At 73.6% G+C, this 16,455-nt stretch carries 15 protein-coding genes; 4 read left to right on the forward strand and 11 right to left on the reverse strand.

The window, feature by feature from the left end; all coding sequences use genetic code 11:
- Positions 1-104 precede the first annotated feature (104 nt).
- The 3 genes from ACF068_RS17080 to ACF068_RS17090 all read right to left on the reverse strand — a co-directional run bounded on the left by ACF068_RS17080 (position 105) and on the right by ACF068_RS17090 (position 2,949).
- Entirely contained in the window at positions 105-956 is an 852-nt protein-coding gene (locus ACF068_RS17080; protein ID WP_392275036.1) for an ABC transporter permease, read from the reverse strand.
- The gene (locus ACF068_RS17085; protein ID WP_392275306.1) at positions 953-1,924 is read right to left on the reverse strand and encodes an ABC transporter ATP-binding protein; all 972 of its coding nucleotides are present in this window, start codon (positions 1,922-1,924) and stop codon (positions 953-955) included. The genes ACF068_RS17080 and ACF068_RS17085 overlap by 4 nt, the downstream gene beginning before the upstream one ends.
- Positions 1,925-2,154: 230 nt before the next feature.
- On the reverse strand, positions 2,155-2,949 hold the full coding sequence (locus tag ACF068_RS17090) for a TetR/AcrR family transcriptional regulator (RefSeq protein WP_392275037.1): 795 nt from the start codon (positions 2,947-2,949) through the stop codon (positions 2,155-2,157).
- 88 nt (positions 2,950-3,037) lie between these two features.
- Between ACF068_RS17090 and ACF068_RS17095 the strand changes: the two genes are divergently transcribed.
- Together ACF068_RS17095 and ACF068_RS17100 are read left to right on the forward strand one after the other, a co-directional pair.
- A complete protein-coding gene (locus ACF068_RS17095) occupies positions 3,038-4,006 on the forward strand; it encodes an ATP-binding cassette domain-containing protein (protein ID WP_392275038.1) in 969 nt (322 codons plus the stop codon).
- An 8-nt stretch (positions 4,007-4,014) separates the two neighbouring features.
- Complete coding sequence (locus ACF068_RS17100) at positions 4,015-4,833, forward strand: ABC transporter permease (RefSeq protein ID WP_392275307.1); 819 nt, start codon at positions 4,015-4,017, stop codon at positions 4,831-4,833.
- 63 nt (positions 4,834-4,896) lie between these two features.
- Here the strand turns inward: ACF068_RS17100 and ACF068_RS17105 are convergent, their stop codons facing one another.
- The 8 genes from ACF068_RS17105 to ACF068_RS17140 all read right to left on the reverse strand — a co-directional run bounded on the left by ACF068_RS17105 (position 4,897) and on the right by ACF068_RS17140 (position 12,417).
- Positions 4,897-5,559 (reverse strand): DUF4360 domain-containing protein, encoded by a 663-nt coding sequence (locus ACF068_RS17105; protein ID WP_392275039.1) that lies wholly within the window; start codon positions 5,557-5,559, stop codon positions 4,897-4,899.
- Positions 5,560-5,807: 248 nt separating this feature from the next.
- A complete protein-coding gene (gene serC / locus ACF068_RS17110) occupies positions 5,808-6,926 on the reverse strand; it encodes a phosphoserine transaminase (protein WP_392275040.1) in 1,119 nt (372 codons plus the stop codon).
- A 94-nt stretch (positions 6,927-7,020) separates the two neighbouring features.
- On the reverse strand, positions 7,021-8,265 hold the full coding sequence (locus tag ACF068_RS17115) for a cytochrome P450 (RefSeq protein WP_392275308.1): 1,245 nt from the start codon (positions 8,263-8,265) through the stop codon (positions 7,021-7,023).
- The gene (locus ACF068_RS17120) at positions 8,265-9,482 is read right to left on the reverse strand and encodes a cytochrome P450 (protein WP_392275041.1); all 1,218 of its coding nucleotides are present in this window, start codon (positions 9,480-9,482) and stop codon (positions 8,265-8,267) included. The genes ACF068_RS17115 and ACF068_RS17120 overlap by 1 nt, the downstream gene beginning before the upstream one ends.
- Positions 9,479-10,078: an ATP/GTP-binding protein gene (locus ACF068_RS17125; RefSeq protein WP_392275042.1), complete on the reverse strand. Its 600-nt coding sequence runs from the start codon at positions 10,076-10,078 to the stop codon at positions 9,479-9,481. Before ACF068_RS17125 ends, ACF068_RS17120 begins: the two co-directional genes overlap by 4 nt.
- Positions 10,059-10,415, reverse strand: a complete 357-nt coding sequence (locus ACF068_RS17130) for a DUF742 domain-containing protein (RefSeq protein WP_392275043.1) — start codon at positions 10,413-10,415, stop codon at positions 10,059-10,061. Before ACF068_RS17130 ends, ACF068_RS17125 begins: the two co-directional genes overlap by 20 nt.
- On the reverse strand, positions 10,412-10,819 hold the full coding sequence (locus ACF068_RS17135) for a roadblock/LC7 domain-containing protein (protein ID WP_336320886.1): 408 nt from the start codon (positions 10,817-10,819) through the stop codon (positions 10,412-10,414). Before ACF068_RS17135 ends, ACF068_RS17130 begins: the two co-directional genes overlap by 4 nt.
- Positions 10,816-12,417, reverse strand: coding sequence for a sensor histidine kinase (locus tag ACF068_RS17140; protein ID WP_392275044.1), 1,602 nt, complete (start codon positions 12,415-12,417; stop codon positions 10,816-10,818). The genes ACF068_RS17135 and ACF068_RS17140 overlap by 4 nt, the downstream gene beginning before the upstream one ends.
- 187 nt (positions 12,418-12,604) lie before the next feature.
- Between ACF068_RS17140 and ACF068_RS17145 the strand changes: the two genes are divergently transcribed.
- The gene (locus tag ACF068_RS17145; protein WP_392275045.1) at positions 12,605-15,412 is read left to right on the forward strand and encodes an FAD-binding and (Fe-S)-binding domain-containing protein; all 2,808 of its coding nucleotides are present in this window, start codon (positions 12,605-12,607) and stop codon (positions 15,410-15,412) included.
- Positions 15,413-15,521: 109 nt separating this feature from the next.
- Positions 15,522-16,448: a DMT family transporter gene (locus tag ACF068_RS17150; RefSeq protein ID WP_392275046.1), complete on the forward strand. Its 927-nt coding sequence runs from the start codon at positions 15,522-15,524 to the stop codon at positions 16,446-16,448.
- Positions 16,449-16,455: the final 7 nt, after the last annotated feature.

Genomic DNA, 16,455 nt, shown 5'->3' on the forward strand with positions numbered 1-16,455 from the left:
CGACAGCGTCCCGATCCACATCGTGGCCTTGCACCGCCACCTGCGCCGGCGCCCGCTGCCCGACGCGGCCTGACCAGGAGCCGGGCCGACATCCCGGCACATCGTCAAACGACCCGCTGCATCGCCTTCCGGTGCCGTTCCGCCATCGCGGCCCCGGACTCGCGGCGGGCCATCCTGCGCAGGACGGATGGTGCGAGGAGCAGCCCGGCGACTGCCCAGACGCCCAGAACGCCCGCCGTCTCCAGGTGCCGCCAGGATTCGCCGATCTCGGCGGCGACCGCATCGGCCGGCAGCAGCGCCGAGCGGAGACCGAGGCCGAGCCAGTACACGGGGAAGATCTGCCCGACGGTCCGGAGCCACTCGGGCAGCTCGGACAGGGGGAAGTAGATCCCGGAGATCACGACGAGTCCCATCACCGGGAGCATCAGCAGGCCGACGGTGCGCGGACTGCTGACCAGTGAGCCGATGACGGCGCCGATCGGCAGGGTCGCCAGGAGACCCAGCGGCGTCACCCACACCAGCGTCAGCAGCGCTCCGCCGCCCTGCCGGGCCACCCCGTCCACCAGGAACACGCCGACGGCGAAGGGGAGCGCCATGGAGACGAGAGCCGTGCCCGACACCATGATGATCTTTCCGACCAGGTGGCCGACCATGCCGTGCGGCACCGCCTTGGCCCGCAGGAGCGTGCCGTCCTCGCGCTCGGTCGCGAGTAGCTGTGCCGTGGTCATCATCCCGGTGAACGCGAGCGTCATGCCCAGCATGCTCGGCAGCATGAACGCGCCGGTCGAGATGCCGGCGCCCTTCAGCGGGTCGTCCTTGAGCAGGAACAGCGGCACGAGGAGCAGGACCGTCCAGAGTACGTAGCCGAACACGTCCTGGCCGGTGGTGAAGGTCTGCCGGAGTTCCGTCCAGCCGCGCCGCACTCCTACTCCCGCCGCGTACCACACCGGACTCATCGCGATCCCTCCCCGAAAGCGTGCACCGTCCGCTCATCGGGAACGTTCCCCGCCTCGAGCTCCCGCACCATCGTCAAGTAGGTGTCCTCCAGGCTCGCCCGGCGCACCTCCAGCCCGCCGATCGCCTCGCCGTGCTCCTCGAACAGCCGACGGACGAACCGGGTGGGCTCGGCCGTCGCCTCCTCGAAGTGCCGCCCGGCCCGCGTCCAGCGCACAGTGGCCTCGGCCGATGCCTGCCGCGACAGCTCCTCGGCCGAGCCATCGGCCACGATCCGGCCGCCGGCCAGAATCAGGATCCGGTCGGCGAGCCTCTCCGCCTCGGCAAGGTCGTGCGTGGTCAGCAGAACAGTGGTGTTCTCGTCCGCCAGCCCGCGTACCAGGCCGTGGAACTCGTTCCTCGCCTCCGGGTCCAGACCCGCCGTCGGCTCGTCCAAAAACAACACCTCAGGCCTGCCTACGATGCCGACGGCCACGTCGAAGCGCCTGCGCTGCCCGCCGGACAGAGTCCCGACCCGCTTGTCCGCCTGCTCGGTCAGACCCACTGCGGCGAGGAGCTCGTCAACGTCCCACGGCCGCCGCACGAGGGCCGTGGAGTACGGCGCGTAGTACGAGCCGAGATGGGCCAGCAGTTCCCGCACCCGCCACTTGCCGTGGTCACGCCAGGACTGCAACACGATGCCCAGGCGCGCACGCCACCGCTCGTCCCCGCCGGCCGGATCAGTGCCGAGGACGGTCACGTCACCGGCAGAGCGCATCCGGAAGCCTTCCAAGACCTCGATCGTGGTCGTCTTGCCCGCGCCGTTCGGGCCGAGCAGCAGGACGACTTCGCCTCGCCGGGCCGTGAATCCGACACCCTTCAACACGTCCTGACTGCGGTAGCGCATCCGCAGATCCCGTACGGCGATGACCGTGTCGCTCTCCGGCGGTGGGCTGCTCCCTACCCCGGATGAGGCGTGAGCGGTCGTCATCGGTGTTCCCCCGTCCGTATCGTGGTCCGTTCTCTGGGAGAAGGGGCCGGAGGCCGTGCCGACGTCCGTGGTCATGGGACGTGTGTATGGCTGCGGCGGACGTTGCCGCCTGGCAGCAGCCGTTCGGGCCCTCCCCGGACGAACACATTACCGAACGGATCAGGTATCCGATCTTGTCGATCGCGCGCCGAGCCGCCGGACCGACGATCCGGTGACCGGGAAGTCCCTCCCTAGGGCCTGTCGTCCGGACGGCCCTCCGCCCGGCGGGCCACCCGTGCTTCGAGGCCGTCCAGCAGGGTGCGCAGGCCGAAGGCGAAGTGGTCGAAGTCGGGGGAGAAGGCGTCCCGGGAGAGCGCGGCCATCACGGGGTAGTCGCCGGTGCGCATGGCGCGGTCGAGGAAGGGTTCCTGGCGCGTCCAGAACTCCTCGTCGCTGACGCCGGTCTCCTTGGCCGCCTCGACCGTCTCGGCCTCCATGCGCGCGATGCCGGTGACGAAGCTCTGGACGGCGATGATCAGGGAGATGAGCTCCGGGTCGGAGAGGCCGGTGCCCCGCAGTCCGGTCAGGGCGAGTTCGAGGCCGCGCAGGGTGCTGGGGCCCAGGACGCTGCGGGCCTGGTTGACCTTGAGCAGCCATGGGTGGCGGCGGTAGAGGCCGAGTTCGGCGTGGGCCAGGGCGTCCACGGCGGCGCGCCAGTCGCAGGGGTCGGGCGGCTGGGAGTCGAGCATCAGGCCGCGGACGCGGTCGAGCATCAGGTCGAGCAGCTCCGCCTTGCCGGGGACGTACCGGTACAGCGACATGGTGCCGACGCCGAGGTCGGCCGAGAGGCGCCGCATGGACACCGCGTCCAGGCCCTCGGCGTCGGCGACCTCGACGGCGGTGGTGACGATCCGGTCGAGGGTGAGGCCGCGCCGGGGTCCCCGGGTGGCGGGTTCGCCCGTGCCCCAGAGCAGCTCCAGGCTGCGGACGACATCGCCGCTGCCGCTGGTCGCCGTCGCCGCCGCGGGCTTGCTGTCGCTGGTCATGGCGTCAGCGTAAATCACTGGACAGAAACTGGGTACGCCGTACGCTATGTTGGGTACGGTGTACTCAGTTCTTGGACGGGGAGGGCGCATGGACGACTGGGCGGTACGGGCCGAGGGCCTGGAGAAGCGGTACGGGGACAAGCGCGCGCTGGACGGGTTCGACCTGGCCGTGCGCACCGGCACGGTGCACGGTCTGCTGGGACCCAACGGGGCGGGCAAGACCACCGCCGTGCGGGTGCTGGCGACGCTGCGCCGCTTCGACGGCGGCCGCGCCGAGGTGGCCGGGGTCGACGTGGCGCGCGACCCGCGCAAGGTGCGGTCGCTGATCGGGCTCACCGGCCAGTACGCGGCGGTGGACGAGATCCTGACGGGCCGGCAGAACCTGGAGATGTTCGGCCGGCTGTTCCACCTGGGCGGGCGCCGGGCCCGCGCCCGCGCCGCCGAGCTGCTGGAGCGGTTCGACCTGACGGAGGCGGCGGACAAGGGCGTCGAGGGGTACAGCGGCGGGATGCGCCGCCGCCTGGACCTGGCCGCCTCGATGATCCTGGCGCCCCGCGTGCTGTTCCTGGACGAGCCGACGACCGGCCTCGACCCGCGCGGCCGGGGCGAGGTCTGGGACGCGGTGCGGGCCCTGGTGGCGGGCGGGACCAGCGTGCTGCTGACCACCCAGTACCTGGAGGAGGCCGACCGGCTCGCCTCCCGGGTCACGGTCATCGACCGGGGCCGGGCCATCGCCGACGACACCCCCGAGGCGCTGAAGGACCGGGTGGGCGGCGACCGCATCGAGGTCGTCGCCCTGGAGGCGGCCGACCTGCCGCGGGTGGCCCGGACCGTGGCGCGGGTGTGCCTGGGCGAGCCGCGCGTGGACGAGGCCGGGCGCCGCGTCCACGCGCCCGTCACCGACCGGGTGAAGGCACTGACCGAGGTCGTCAGGTCCCTCCAGGACGAGGGCGTCCACGTCGAGGACATCGGGCTGCGCAGGCCCAGCCTGGACGACGTGTTCCTGCGCCTGACCGGTCACGCGACCGAGGAGAAGAAGGCGGAGGTGGCCGCGTGAGCACGACCATGGAACCCCTCGCGGGGCGCGGACGGGCCTACTGGGCCGTGGCGGACTGCTGGAACGTGGTCCGCCGCCATCTGACCACCTACCGGCGCAAGCCGGTCTACATCGCCTGGCAGCTCGGCTTCCCGATCCTGTCGGTGCTGCTCTACGGGTACGTCTTCAGCGGTGCGATGAAGCCGCCGGGCGGCGGCGGGGCGTCGGACTACCGCGACTTCCTGATGCCCGGGATGTTCGTGATGACGATGGCCTTCGGATTCATCAACACCGCGACGACGGTGGTCACCGACGCCAACAAGGGCGTCATCGACCGGTTCCGCTCCATGCCCATGGCCCCCTCCGCGGTGGTCACCGGGCGGGGCGTCACCGACGCGATCATCGCCTGCGCCGAGCTGACCATCCTGGCGACGACGGCGTTCGCGATGGGCTGGCGCTCGGACGGCGGCCCGGCCGCCACGGCGGGCGCCTTCGCGCTGCTGCTCCTGCTGCGCTACTGCCTCACCTGGGTGGGGATCTGGCTGGGGCTGCTGGTCCCGAACCCGGAGGCGGCGGGCGGGCTGTTCGCGGTCGCCTTTCCGCTCACCATGATCTCCAGCGTCTTCGTGCCGCCGGGCACGATGCCGGGCTGGCTGGGCACGATCGCCGCCTGGAACCCGATCTCCTCCACGGCCGCGGCGACCCGGGAGCTGTTCGGCAACCCCGGCGCGGGCGGCGGGAGCTGGGTGGAGCAGCACGCGCCGCTGATGGCGGTGGTGTGGCCGGTGGTGATCACGGCGGTGTTCCTGCCGCTCGCGGTGCGGCGCTTCCGGCGGCTGAGCCGGTAGCCGGGAGGGACGGGGGTGGGCCCGCGGAGGGGGCGCGGGCCCACCCGGTCCTCGGGGGAGCGCCTACTTGGGCGGGCACTCCTTCCACGCCAGCCGGTAGACGGTCTTGATCTCACCGTCGGTGGAGTCCATGGCGATGAAGCTGTTGGTCTTCGTCGGGTCGGAGGTGCCCGCGCTGACCCGCAGCTCGGTGTTGATGTTGAAGTTGCGCTTGACCCCGCAGGGCGCCCAGACGAGCTGGCCCCAGTCGGTCTGGTCGGTGGCCTGCCAGTTGTCGTTGTACGGGCCCCGGTAGGGGTGGCTCTTCTGGGCGGTGTCGGGCGAGCCCTGGAAGTAGTAGGACGCCCTCTGGACGGCGGTGGCGCCGGCCTCCAGCTTGGCGTAGCCGCGGTAGTCGGCGCCGGCGACGGCGTAGGTGAAGCCGCCGGGGACGTGGACGATCAGGTTGAGCTGGCAGTTCTTGCGGAAGTCGGTCGGCTCCGCGCCCACGCCCACCTGGGCGAGGTAGTCGCTGTAGGTCACGGTGAAGGCGGTGTTGTCCGGGGCCACGGCGACGGCGGCCGTGCCCTGGCGGCAGCCCGATCCGTTGACGGTGGCGACCTCGATCACGATCTTGTCGGGCGGGGCGACGATGCCCGCCGACGCGGGGGACGGGGTGAGGACGGTCGCCGCGAGGGCCGTGGTGGCGGCCGTGCCGGCGAAGAGGGTCCGGGATCTTCTGGACATGGGGCTCCGATCGGTTGCCGGTCGAAGTGGGGGGTCCAACCGTGGATGGCACAGATGGCACAGATGGCACAGATGGCGCGGGTAGCGCGGATGGCGCATGCATGTCACACACTCGGCGTGTGGTGCTGCCGGAGTGCTTGGGATGGTAGGGACACCGGACGAGCCCCGATAGAGCGGTTATCGGCCGCATGCGGAAGGGCCCCCACCCATCGGGCGGGGGCCCTTTCGTCACACGGTCGTGCCGTCGGCTACAGCTTCTCGATCACGTAGTCGACGCACGCCGTCAGCGCCTCGACGTCCGACGGCTCGACCGCCGGGAACATCGCGATCCGAAGCTGGTTGCGGCCCAGCTTGCGGTACGGCTCGGTGTCGACGATGCCGTTGGCGCGCAGCACCTTGGCGACCGCCGCCGCGTCGACCTCGTCGGAGAAGTCGATGGTGCCGATGACCTGCGAGCGCTTCGCCGGGTCGGCGACGAACGGCGAGGCGTACTTGGACTCCTCCGCCCAGCCGTACAGCGTCCGCGCGGAGGTCGCCGTGCGGCGCACCGACCAGTCCAGACCGCCCTGGCCGTTGATCCACTTGAGCTGCTCGTTGAGCAGGAACAGCGTGGACAGCGCCGGGGTGTTGTACGTCTGGTTCTTCAGCGAGTTGTCGATGGCGGTCGGCAGCGAGAAGAACTCCGGGACGTGGCGGCCCGAGGCGTGGACGCGCCGGGCGCGCTCCAGGGCGGCGGGCGAGAACACACCGATCCACAGGCCGCCCTCGGAGGCGAAGGACTTCTGCGGCGCGAAGTAGTAGACGTCCGACTGGGTGATGTCGACCGGCAGGCCGCCCGCGCCCGAGGTCGCGTCCACCAGCACCAGCGCGTCCTCGTCGGCGCCCTCGACGCGCTCGACCGGCGCGGCGACACCGGTGGAGGTCTCGTTGTGGGTGAACGCGTACACGTCCACGCCCGCCTCCGCCCGCGGCTCCGGGTGCGTGCCCGGCTCCGAGGAGATGACGGTCGGCTCGGCCAGCCACGGAGCCAGCTTCGCGGCCTTGGCGAACTTGGAGGAGAACTCGCCGAAGGTCAGGTGCTGCGACTTGTTCTCGATCAGACCGTGGGTCGCGATGTCCCAGAAGGCGGTGGAGCCGCCGTTGCCGAGGATCACCTCGTACCCCTCGGGCAGGGAGAACAGGTCACGCACGCCCGAGCGGACCTCGCCGACCAGGTTCTTGACCGGGGCCTGGCGGTGGGAGGTACCGAGGAGGGAGGTGCCGGTGGCGGCCAGGGCCTCCAGCGCCTCCGTACGCACCTTGGAGGGGCCCGCGCCGAAACGGCCGTCGGCGGGCTTGATGTCGGTGGGAATCTGGATCTCAGCCACGCCTCGGAGCCTAGCCGGTGACGGACACGGCGCGAGCGCCGTGTCCGTCCGGTGAGACGAGCGGATGAGACGCGCAGCGCCTCCCCGGCGGGCGTCAGCCGAGGCGGACCGGCAGCTCGAAGAGATCGTTCTGGGTGACGACCGGCTTGTGGCGCAGCTCCGTGACCGGCACCGCCAGGGTGAGACGGGGGAAGCGCTCGTACAGGGCGGGCAGGGCGATCCCCGCCTCCAGCCGGGACAGCGCCGCGCCCGGGCACACATGCGGCCCGTGGCCGAAGGAGATGTGCCGGTTGGGCGAGCGGGTGACGTCGAAGACGCCGGCCGTCGGACCGTGCTGCTCCTCGTCACGGCCGATCGCCCCGTACGACACGATCAGCGCGTCCCCGCGCGGCAGGACCCGGTCGCCGACGGCGACGTCCTCGGTGGCGAACCGGATCAGGACGTGCGACGTGGGGGTGGAGTACCGCAGTGTCTCCTCGACCACCGCGTCCCAGCCGACCTCACCGGAACGGACCAGGGCGAGCTGGTCGGGATGGGCCGACAGGTTGACGACCGCGTTGACGATCAGCGAGATCGTCGTCTCGTGGCCCGCCGCCACCATGAGCTGGAGGGTGGAGACGATCTCCGCGTCCGTGAGGTGGTCGCCGTCCTCGGACGCGGCGATCAGCGCGCTCGTCAGGTCGTCGCCCGGCTCCGCCCGGCGGGCCGCCACCACCTTCGCCATCATCCCCGCCAGCTCCCCGAGGGTCGCCACGACCTCCCCGGGCGGCGTCTGGGTGGAGAAGAACCGGTCGAACAGCACCTTCAGCCGGGGGTGGTCCGCCGCGTCGATGCCCATCAGGTCGCTGATCACGTACATGGGCAGCGGATAGGCGAAGGCGGCCTTCAGGTCGACCGTCTCCGCCGGCCCGTACGCGGCCAGCCCGTCCAGCAGCTCCCGGGTCAGCTCGGTGATCCGCCCCCGCATCCGCTCCACCCGGCGCGGGGTGAGCGCCTGGGCGACCAGCGCCCGCATCCGGCGGTGGTCCTCGCCGTCCACCGTCAGCATTGAGCGGCCCGGGTTGGCCAGCCCGATCAGCGGCCAGTCCGCCGGTATCTCGCCCCGCCGCCAGGCACCCCACACCTCGATGTCCTTGACCAGCCGCTTGTCGGTGAGCAGCGCCCGCGCCTCCGCGTGGCGCGTGACCGCCCACACCGGGACCCCGCCCGGCAGGACGACCCGGGCGAGCGGCCCGGCCGCGCGCAGCGCCGCGCTCTCGCCGTCGAGGTCGGTGACGAACGGGTCGAGGGGGATGGGTTCGGCCGCTCCGGCCGGTACGGCCGCTTCGGTCACGGGGATCACGGAGTGCCTCCGAGGGCGGGGGTCGGGGTGAAGGTCACGGGCAGGTCGGTCATGCCCCGCAGCCAGGGCGAGGGACGCCGGGTCAGCGCGTCGGCGCCGGTCGCCAGGTCCAGGTCGGGCAGCCGGTCCAGCAGCACCTCGATCCCGGTACGGGCGATGACCTCGGCCATCTCCTGGGCGGGGAACGGGCAGCGGTGCTCGCCGTGCCCGAAGGAGAAGTGGGCGCTGTTGCCGCCGGTGAGCGCCGCGTTGTCGATGTGGACCTGCGGGTCGGCGTTGGCGGCGGCCAGGCCCAGCAGGACGAGGTCACCGGCCTTCACGTGCCGCCCGCCCAGGTGCGTGTCGCGCGACGCCCACCGGCCGGCCACGTTCTGCGTCGGGGTGTCGGCCCACAGCACCTCGTTCATCGCCTCGGCGACGCTGTGCCGGCCACCCGACAGGGAGGCGGCGAAACGGTCGTCGGTCAGCATCAGCCGCAGCGAGTTGCCGATCCAGTCGGCCGTCGGCTGGTGCCCGGCCGCCATCATCACCATCAGGTCCTGGGCGATCTCCTCCACCGAGAACCCGGACGGGTCGGCCAGCATGCGGGACACCACGTCCTCGCCCGGCTCGGCGGCCTTGGCGGCGAGCAGGGCGGACATCGACTCCGCCAGGTGCCGCTGGCCCTCCAGCGCCCGCTCCCGGCCGTCGATCATGTCGTTGAGCGCGGTCACCAGCCCCGGGCCCTGCTCGTCGGGGACGCCGTAGACCTTCACCAGCACGCGGACCGGCAGCAGCATGGCGTACTGGGCGATCAGCTCCGCCCGCCCGGTGCCGCAGAACGTGTCGACGAGCCCGTCCGCGTACTCCTCGGCGTACCGGCGCAGGCTGAAGGGGTCGACCGATTCCAGCGCGGTCGCGATCATCCCCGCCCGCTGCCGGTGGCGCTCGCCGGTGGTGTAGAGGATCGAGGGCTGCTTGCGCCCGATCATCGGCAGCAGCGGCCAGTCGGCGGGGATGCGGTCCCACTGGTTCCACAGCTCGGAGTCGCGGCTGAACAGCACCGGGTCGCTGGTCACCTGGTGCAGCTCGCGGTAGTCGAGCACCAGCCAGGCCGGGACGTCCCCGTCGAGGAGGACCGGCGCGACGGCTCCGTGCTCGCGCCTCATCTCCCGGTACAACCGGGCGGGTTCGGTCTGGAACCGGGGCCCGGACAGGGGCACGGGGGCGGTCATGTTCTGGTCTCCCGGAGGGCGTGCAGACGCTGGAGGTGCGTGACGAGGGTGATCAGTACGTACTTGCTCGACGAGCGGTCGCGGGCGTCGCACTCCACCAGCGGTACGTGGTCGGGCAGGTCGAGCGCCTCGCGGACCTCCCGCTCGGTGTGGGCCGGGCCGCCGAAGTCGTTGCAGGCGACGATGAACGGCATGCCGTGGTGCTCCAGGCGGTCGATCGCGTACCAGGAGTCGGCCAGGCGGCGGGTGTCGACCAGGACGACCGCGCCCAGGGTGCCGGCGAACAACCGGTCCCACAGGAACCAGAAGCGCTCCTGGCCGGGCGCGCCGAACAGGTACAGCACGTTGTGCGCGTCCAGGGTGATGCGGCCGAAGTCGAAGGCCACGGTGGTGGACGTCTTGGAGTGGACCTGGGCCACGTCGTCGACGTCCTCGCCCGCGCGGGTCATCGTCTCCTCGGTGTTGAGGGGACGGATCTCGCTGACCGAGCGCACGAGGGTGGTCTTGCCGACACCGAAACCCCCGACGATGACGATCTTGAGACCGTTGTCGGCGGTGCTGGTGAGGGGTGTCCGTTCAGAGGTTGCGGAGTCCAACGAGCACCTGCTCCAGGATGTCGGGGTCGGGAAGGCTGTGCGCGGAGGTGCGCGGGTGACGGGCGCTGATCCGGCCCGTGTCCAGCAGGTCGGAGAGCAGGATGCGCACGATGCCGACCGGCAGGCCCAGTTCGGCCGCCACCTCCACCACGGCGGTGGGGCGGTGGCACAGACGCAGGATCGCCGCGTGCTCGGACTGCATGCCGGGCGCCGGCTCCGACTCCGCCACCACCAGGGTCACCAGGTCGAACGGCGCGTCCGGGGCGGAACGGGTGCGGCCGCCGGTGAGGGTGTACAGCCGGTCCGGGGACTCGTCCCTGTGGCTCCCCGGGGTCACGGGGTGCGGGGCTCGGCGTGCAGGTGCTCACCGAGCTGCTCGACGAGTTCGCTCATGTTGTGGCCGATCAGGCCGACGTCGGAGTCCTCGGCGGCCACGACCGCGAGGTGCGCGCCCTCCCCGGCCTCGACGATCAGCAGCACTCCACCGTAGAACTCGGCCATCGCGGACCGTACGCCGCCGGTGCCGTCGCCGAACTCCATGGACGCCCCGTGGGACAGGCTCTGGATGCCGGCGGCGATGGCGGCGAGCTGGTCGGCCTGGTCGACGGAGAGCTCCGGCGTACGGCACAGCTTGAGGCCGTCCCGGGACAGCACGAGGGCGTGGCGGGCTCCCGGCGTGCGCTGGAGCAGGTTCTCCAGCAGCCAGTTGAGCTTCTCGTCGGTGGTGGTGCCGGTGGTCATCGGGGGGTGCCTTCCGTGGTGGTGCGTACCGCTTGGCGGAAGCTGCTGAAACGGGCGGCCGACCGGGTCCGCGAGGCGGGGTCGGGGGGCGTGGTGGGCTCGGGGAGGGTGCCGTCGGTGAGGGTGCCGTCCGGGTGCGCGGCGGCCAGGGTCCGGCCGCGGCGGCGCTTGGGGAGGCCGCCGGGCGTCAGCGCGGTGCCGGGGCCGGGTTCGGTGCCGGCCGGCTGCGGCGGCTCGGGCGTGGCGAAGGGGGAGGAGGGCCGGTCGTGGACCTCCCGGGGCTCGCGGTCCGCCGGTACGGGCGGGAGGGCGCGGGCGGGCGCGGCGGTGGCCGCGGGTGCGGGGGCGAGCGCGGGTGTGGGGGACGGTGCCGGCGGGTGCGCGGGGCGGGTGCGGGTGATCAGCTCGTGCGGGATCATCATCAGCGCGCCGGTGCCGCCCCGGGCCGAGGGCCGGAAGGAGACGGTCAGCCCGTGCTTGCGGGCCAGCCGGCCGACGACCGCGAGACCCAGCCGGGTGCCCGACAGGCCGGTGAGGTCGGTCCGTTCGGCGGTGACGGCCCGCTCGGCGCGGCGCAACTGCACCTCGCTCATGACCAGGCCGCTGTCCTCGACGGTGACGACCAGCCCGGCGGGCACCTCCTCCACGTACACGTGCACCTCGGCGGTGGGCGGCGAGAAGTTGGCGGCGTTGTCGAGGAGTTCGGCCAGGGCGTGCATGACGCCCTCGGCGGCGTGGCCGGCGATCGCGGCGTCGCTGGTGGTGTGCAGCCGTACGCGCTGGTAGCCGCCGATACGGCCCATCGCGCCGCGCAGGATGGACTCCATCACGATCGGCTTCGCCCAGCGGCGGCCCGAACGGGCGCCGGTGAGCACGGCGATGGAGTCGGCCAGGCGGCCCGCCTGGGCGGTGCGGTGGTCGAGGTGGAGGAGGTCGGTCAGGACGTCCTCGTCGGCGTGCCGGTGCTCCATCTCGCGCAGGTCGGCGAGCATGCTCGTGGCCAGCGCCTGCATGCGGCCGGCCGCGTTGGCGCAGGCGGCCACGGCGGCGGCCCGGTTGGTCTCGCTGCGCGCCGCCTCCGCGCGGGCCCGGTCCGCCTCCGCGCGGGCCTCGGCGGTGGCGCGTTCGGTCTCGGCGCGAGCCTCGGCGACGGCGCGGTCCGCCTCCGCGCGGGCCTCGGCGACGGCGCGGTCCGCCTCCGCGCGGGCCTCGGCGACGGCGCGTTCGGCGGCGGCGCGGACCTCGGCGGTGACGCGGGCGGTCTCGGCACGGGCCTCCGCGACGGCCCGGTCCGCCTCCGCCCTCGTGCGGGACGCCTCCCCGCGGGCCTCGGCGACCGTCCGAGCGCCGTCGGTGGCGCGGCGGGCGGCCTCGGCGGTGAGCGCGGCGTTGCGTTCGCGCAGCCGGCGGGCGGTGCCCAGGGCGTACGCGGCCAGGGTGACCGCGGCGGTCAGCAGGACGGCGGCCGCGGCCGCGCCCCAGGCCAGCGGAGCCCGGACGGAGCCGGGAGCGACGGCCACCGCTCCCGCGCACAGGAGGCCGGTGACGGCCGCCGAGATCAGCAGGGCCGGCGCGACCGGCCGGATGGAGGGGCGCAAATCGTCAGTCCTCTGGGCGTGGGTATCTGCGTACGTATCTGGAGCCGTCAATTCCCTAGCAATTCCGGGTCACTATAAGAGAATTGACGATCACTTTGGGAAGTTCTTGTGCGCTTTCTTACGGTGACCTCGGCGACCCCGGCGGGGGGCACGACACCGGCGGGCCCGCCCGGGGCATCCTGGCCCCATGGGTGATCGGCTTCGGGAGACGGCGGGCCTCGCACGGGCGCTGCGGGACGCCGTGCGCGGCGAGGTGGACTTCGGGGCGGCCGCCCGCGCGCTGCACACCATGGACGCGTCCAACTACCGGCGGGTCCCGGTGGGCGTCGTCGCCCCGCGCGACGCCGAGGACGTGGCCGCCGCGCTCCGGGTGTGCCGCGAGCACGGGGTGCCGGTGGTGCCGCGCGGGGCGGGGACGTCGATCGCCGGGCAGGCGACCGGGACCGGCGTCGTCCTGGACTTCACCCGGCACATGAGGGACGTCGTCTCGGTCGACCCCGGGAGGCGGACGGCCGTCGTGCAGCCCGGCGTGGTGCTGGACCGGCTGCGCGACGCGGCGGGGGCGTACGGGCTGACCTTCGGGCCCGACCCGTCCACGCACAGCCGCTGCACGCTGGGCGGCATGATCGGTAACAACGCGTGCGGGTCGCACTCCGTAGCCTGGGGCACGACCGCCGACAACGTCGACCGGCTCACGGTCATGACCTACGGCGGCGCCGAACTCCGCCTGGGGCGCGGCGGACAGGGCGCGCCGGACGGACTGGCCCGGCTGGTCGGCGACCACCTGGCGGTCCTCCGCACCGGCTTCCGCCCGGACCTGCCCCGCCGCATCTCGGGCTACGCCCTGGACGCCCTGCTGCCCGAGCGCGGCACCGACCTGGCGCGGGCCTTCTGCGGCAGCGAGGGCACCCTGGGCGTGCTCACCGAGGCCACCGTCCGGCTCGTCGAGTCACCGCCCGCCCGCGCCCTCGCCGTCCTCGGGTACGCCGACGAGAGCGCCGCCGCCGAGGCCGCGCCCGGCCTCCTCCCGTACGGCCCGCTCACCGTCGAGGGCATGGCCGAGGACCTGGTGCGCGACCCGGCCGCCCGCGCCGCGCTGCCCCGGGGCGGCGCCTGGCTCTTCGCCGAGACCGGCGGCGCGGCCCCCGGCGAGGCCCGCGCCCGCGCGGAGGCCCTGCTCCGGGCCGCCGGCGCCCTGGACGGCGCCGTCGTCACCGACCCGGCGGCCCGGCGGGCCCTGTGGCGGGTGCGCGAGGACGCCGCCGGCACCGCCACGCGCACCGCCGGGGGCGCCGAGGCGTGGCCCGGCTGGGAGGACTGCGCCGTGCCGCCCGCCCGCCTGGGCGCGTACCTCCGCGACTTCCGCGCCCTGCTCGCCGAACACGGGCTGCGCGGCACGCCCTACGGCCACTTCGGGGACGGCTGCGTCCACGTCCGGATCGACTTCGACCTGGTCTCGGACGAGGGCGTCCGGCGCTTCCGGCGGTTCTCCGAGGAGGTCGCCGACCTCGTCGTCGCCCACGGCGGCTCGCTCTCCGGCGAGCACGGCGACGGCCAGGCGCGCGCCGAGCTGCTGCCGAGGATGTACGGCGACGAACTGGTCGCCCTGTTCGGCCGGTTCAAGGACCTGTGGGACCCGGACGGCGGGATGAACCCGGGCATGCTCGCCCGCCCCGCGCGCCTCGACGAGAACCTCCGCTTCGCCGTGCTCCCGCGCGAGCGCGTCGAGGTGGCCTTCGGCTACCCGCACGACGGCGGCGACTTCGCCACCGCCGTACGGCGCTGTGTCGGCGTCGCCAAGTGCCGGGTGGAGGGGCCGAACCAGGGGCCCGGTGTGATGTGCCCGTCCTTCCGCGCCACGGGGGAGGAGCGGCACTCCACGCGCGGCCGCGCCCGGCTGCTGCACGAGATGCTCGCGGGCGAGGTGGTCACGGACGGCTGGCGCTCGCCGGAGGTACGGGACGCGCTCGACCTGTGCCTGGGGTGCAAGGGCTGCCGGAGCGACTGCCCGGTGGGCGTCGACATGGCCACGTACAAGGCCGAATTCCTGCACCACCACTACGCCGGCCGGCCGCGCCCCGCCGCCCACTACGCGCTGGGCCGGCTGCCGCGGTGGCTGCGGCTGGCGGCCCCGGTCGCCCGGCCGGTGAACGCGCTGGCCCGGGTGCGGCCGCTCGCCGCCCTGGCCAAGCGGGCGGCGGGCGTCGCACCGGAGCGGGACCTGCCCGAGCTGGCGGCCGAGACGTTCACCCGCTGGTTCCGGCGGCGGGGCGGCGGGCCGGGGGACCCGGTCCTGTGGCCCGACACGTTCACCGAGCACCTGACGCCCTCCGTCGGCCGCGCGGCCGTCACCGTCCTGGAGGCGGCCGGGCTGCGCCCGGCGCTGCCGCGCGGCCGGGTGTGCTGCGGCCTGACGTACGTCTCCACCGGCCAGCTCGACCGGGCCCGCGCCGTGCTGCGCCGCACCCTCGACACCATGGCGCCCGTCCTGGGCACGCCCGTGATGGTCCTGGAACCGAGCTGCGCCGCCACCCTGCGGACCGACCTGCCGGAGCTGCTGCCCGGCGACCCCCGCGCCCGCCGGCTGGCCGCCTCCGTGCGCACCTTCGCCGAGATCCTCCAGGAGCGCGCCCCCGACTGGCGGCCGCCGCGCCTGGACCGACCGGTCGCCGGCCAGACCCACTGCCACCAGCACGCGGTCCTGGGCGACGCCGCCGACCGCCGCCTGCGCGAGCGGGCGGGCCTCACCGGCGACCTGGCCGGCGGCTGCTGCGGCCTGGCCGGCGACTTCGGCTTCACGCGCGGCCACTACGCCGTCTCGGTCGCCTGCGCCGAGGACCAGCTCCTCCCGGCCGTCCGCGCAGCCGCCCCGGACGCCGAGCTGCTGGCGGACGGCTTCTCCTGCCGTACGCAGATCGGGCAGCTCGCGGGCCGGCGGGCCCGGCACCTGGCGGAGGTGCTGGCGGAGGCGCTGGAGGAGGGGCTGGAGGGCTGAGGGACGGCCCGTACCGTGGGAGGGTGGGTCCCGTCCTGGTCGGTGCAGTATGTTGCACCGGTAGGCCAATGGAAAGTACCGTGCGAGAGAAAGTCCTGAGGGTCCCGGTGTGAACGACACCACCCGTACCGCAGACGCCCCCGCCGTCGCGCTGCCCGAGGCCGCCGCCGCGCACCCGGAGGGTGCCGGACAGCGGCGAGGGGGCCTCGGCCCGGTCGCGCTGGTGGTGGCCGGCGGGCTGTCCGTGCAGTTCGGCTCGGCCGTCGCGGTGCTGCTGATGCCCCGCGCCGGAGCGCTCGGGGTGGTCACCCTGCGGCTGGTGCTGGCCGCCGTGGTGCTGCTGGCGGTGTGCCGGCCCACCGTGCGCGGGTACACCCGGGCCGACTGGGGGACGGTGGTGGCCTTCGGCACCGCCATGGCGGGGATGAACGTCCTCTTCTACCAGTCCGCCGACCGCATCCCGCTGGGCGCCGCCGTCACCCTGGAGGTGCTCGGCCCGCTCGTCCTGTCGGTGATCGCCTCGCGGAGGCTGGTCAACCTCGTGTGGGCGGGCCTGGCGCTGGGCGGCGTGGTGCTGCTGAGCGGGGGCGGCTTCGACCGGCTGGACCCGGTGGGCGCGGCGTTCGCCCTCGCGGCGGGCGCGATGTGGGCCGCGTACATCGTCTTCAGCGCCCGCACCGGGCGGCGGTTCCCGCAGGCGGACGGGCTGGCGCTGGCGATGGCCTTCGGCGCGGTGCTGACCCTGCCGCTGGGCATCGCCGAAGCCGGGTCGAAACTGCTGGTGCCGTCGACGGTCGGGCTGGGCCTGGCCGTCGCGCTGATGTCGTCCGTCCTGCCGTACACCCTGGAACTGCTCGCGCTGCGCCGGCTGCCCGCGCCGACCTTCGCCATCCTGATGAGCCTGGAGCCCGCCATCGCGGCGACCGCCGGCTTCCTCGTCCTGCATCAAGCCCTTTCCCTCGTCGACGCGTTGGCGATCGCGCTGGTCATCGCGGCGAGCATGGGCGCCGTGCGGTCCCAGATGGCGAAAAAGTAAAGCAAGC

Origin of the sequence: Streptomyces sp. NPDC016309, from assembly GCF_043077235.1 — a bacterium.
Classification (GTDB): domain Bacteria; phylum Actinomycetota; class Actinomycetes; order Streptomycetales; family Streptomycetaceae; genus Streptomyces.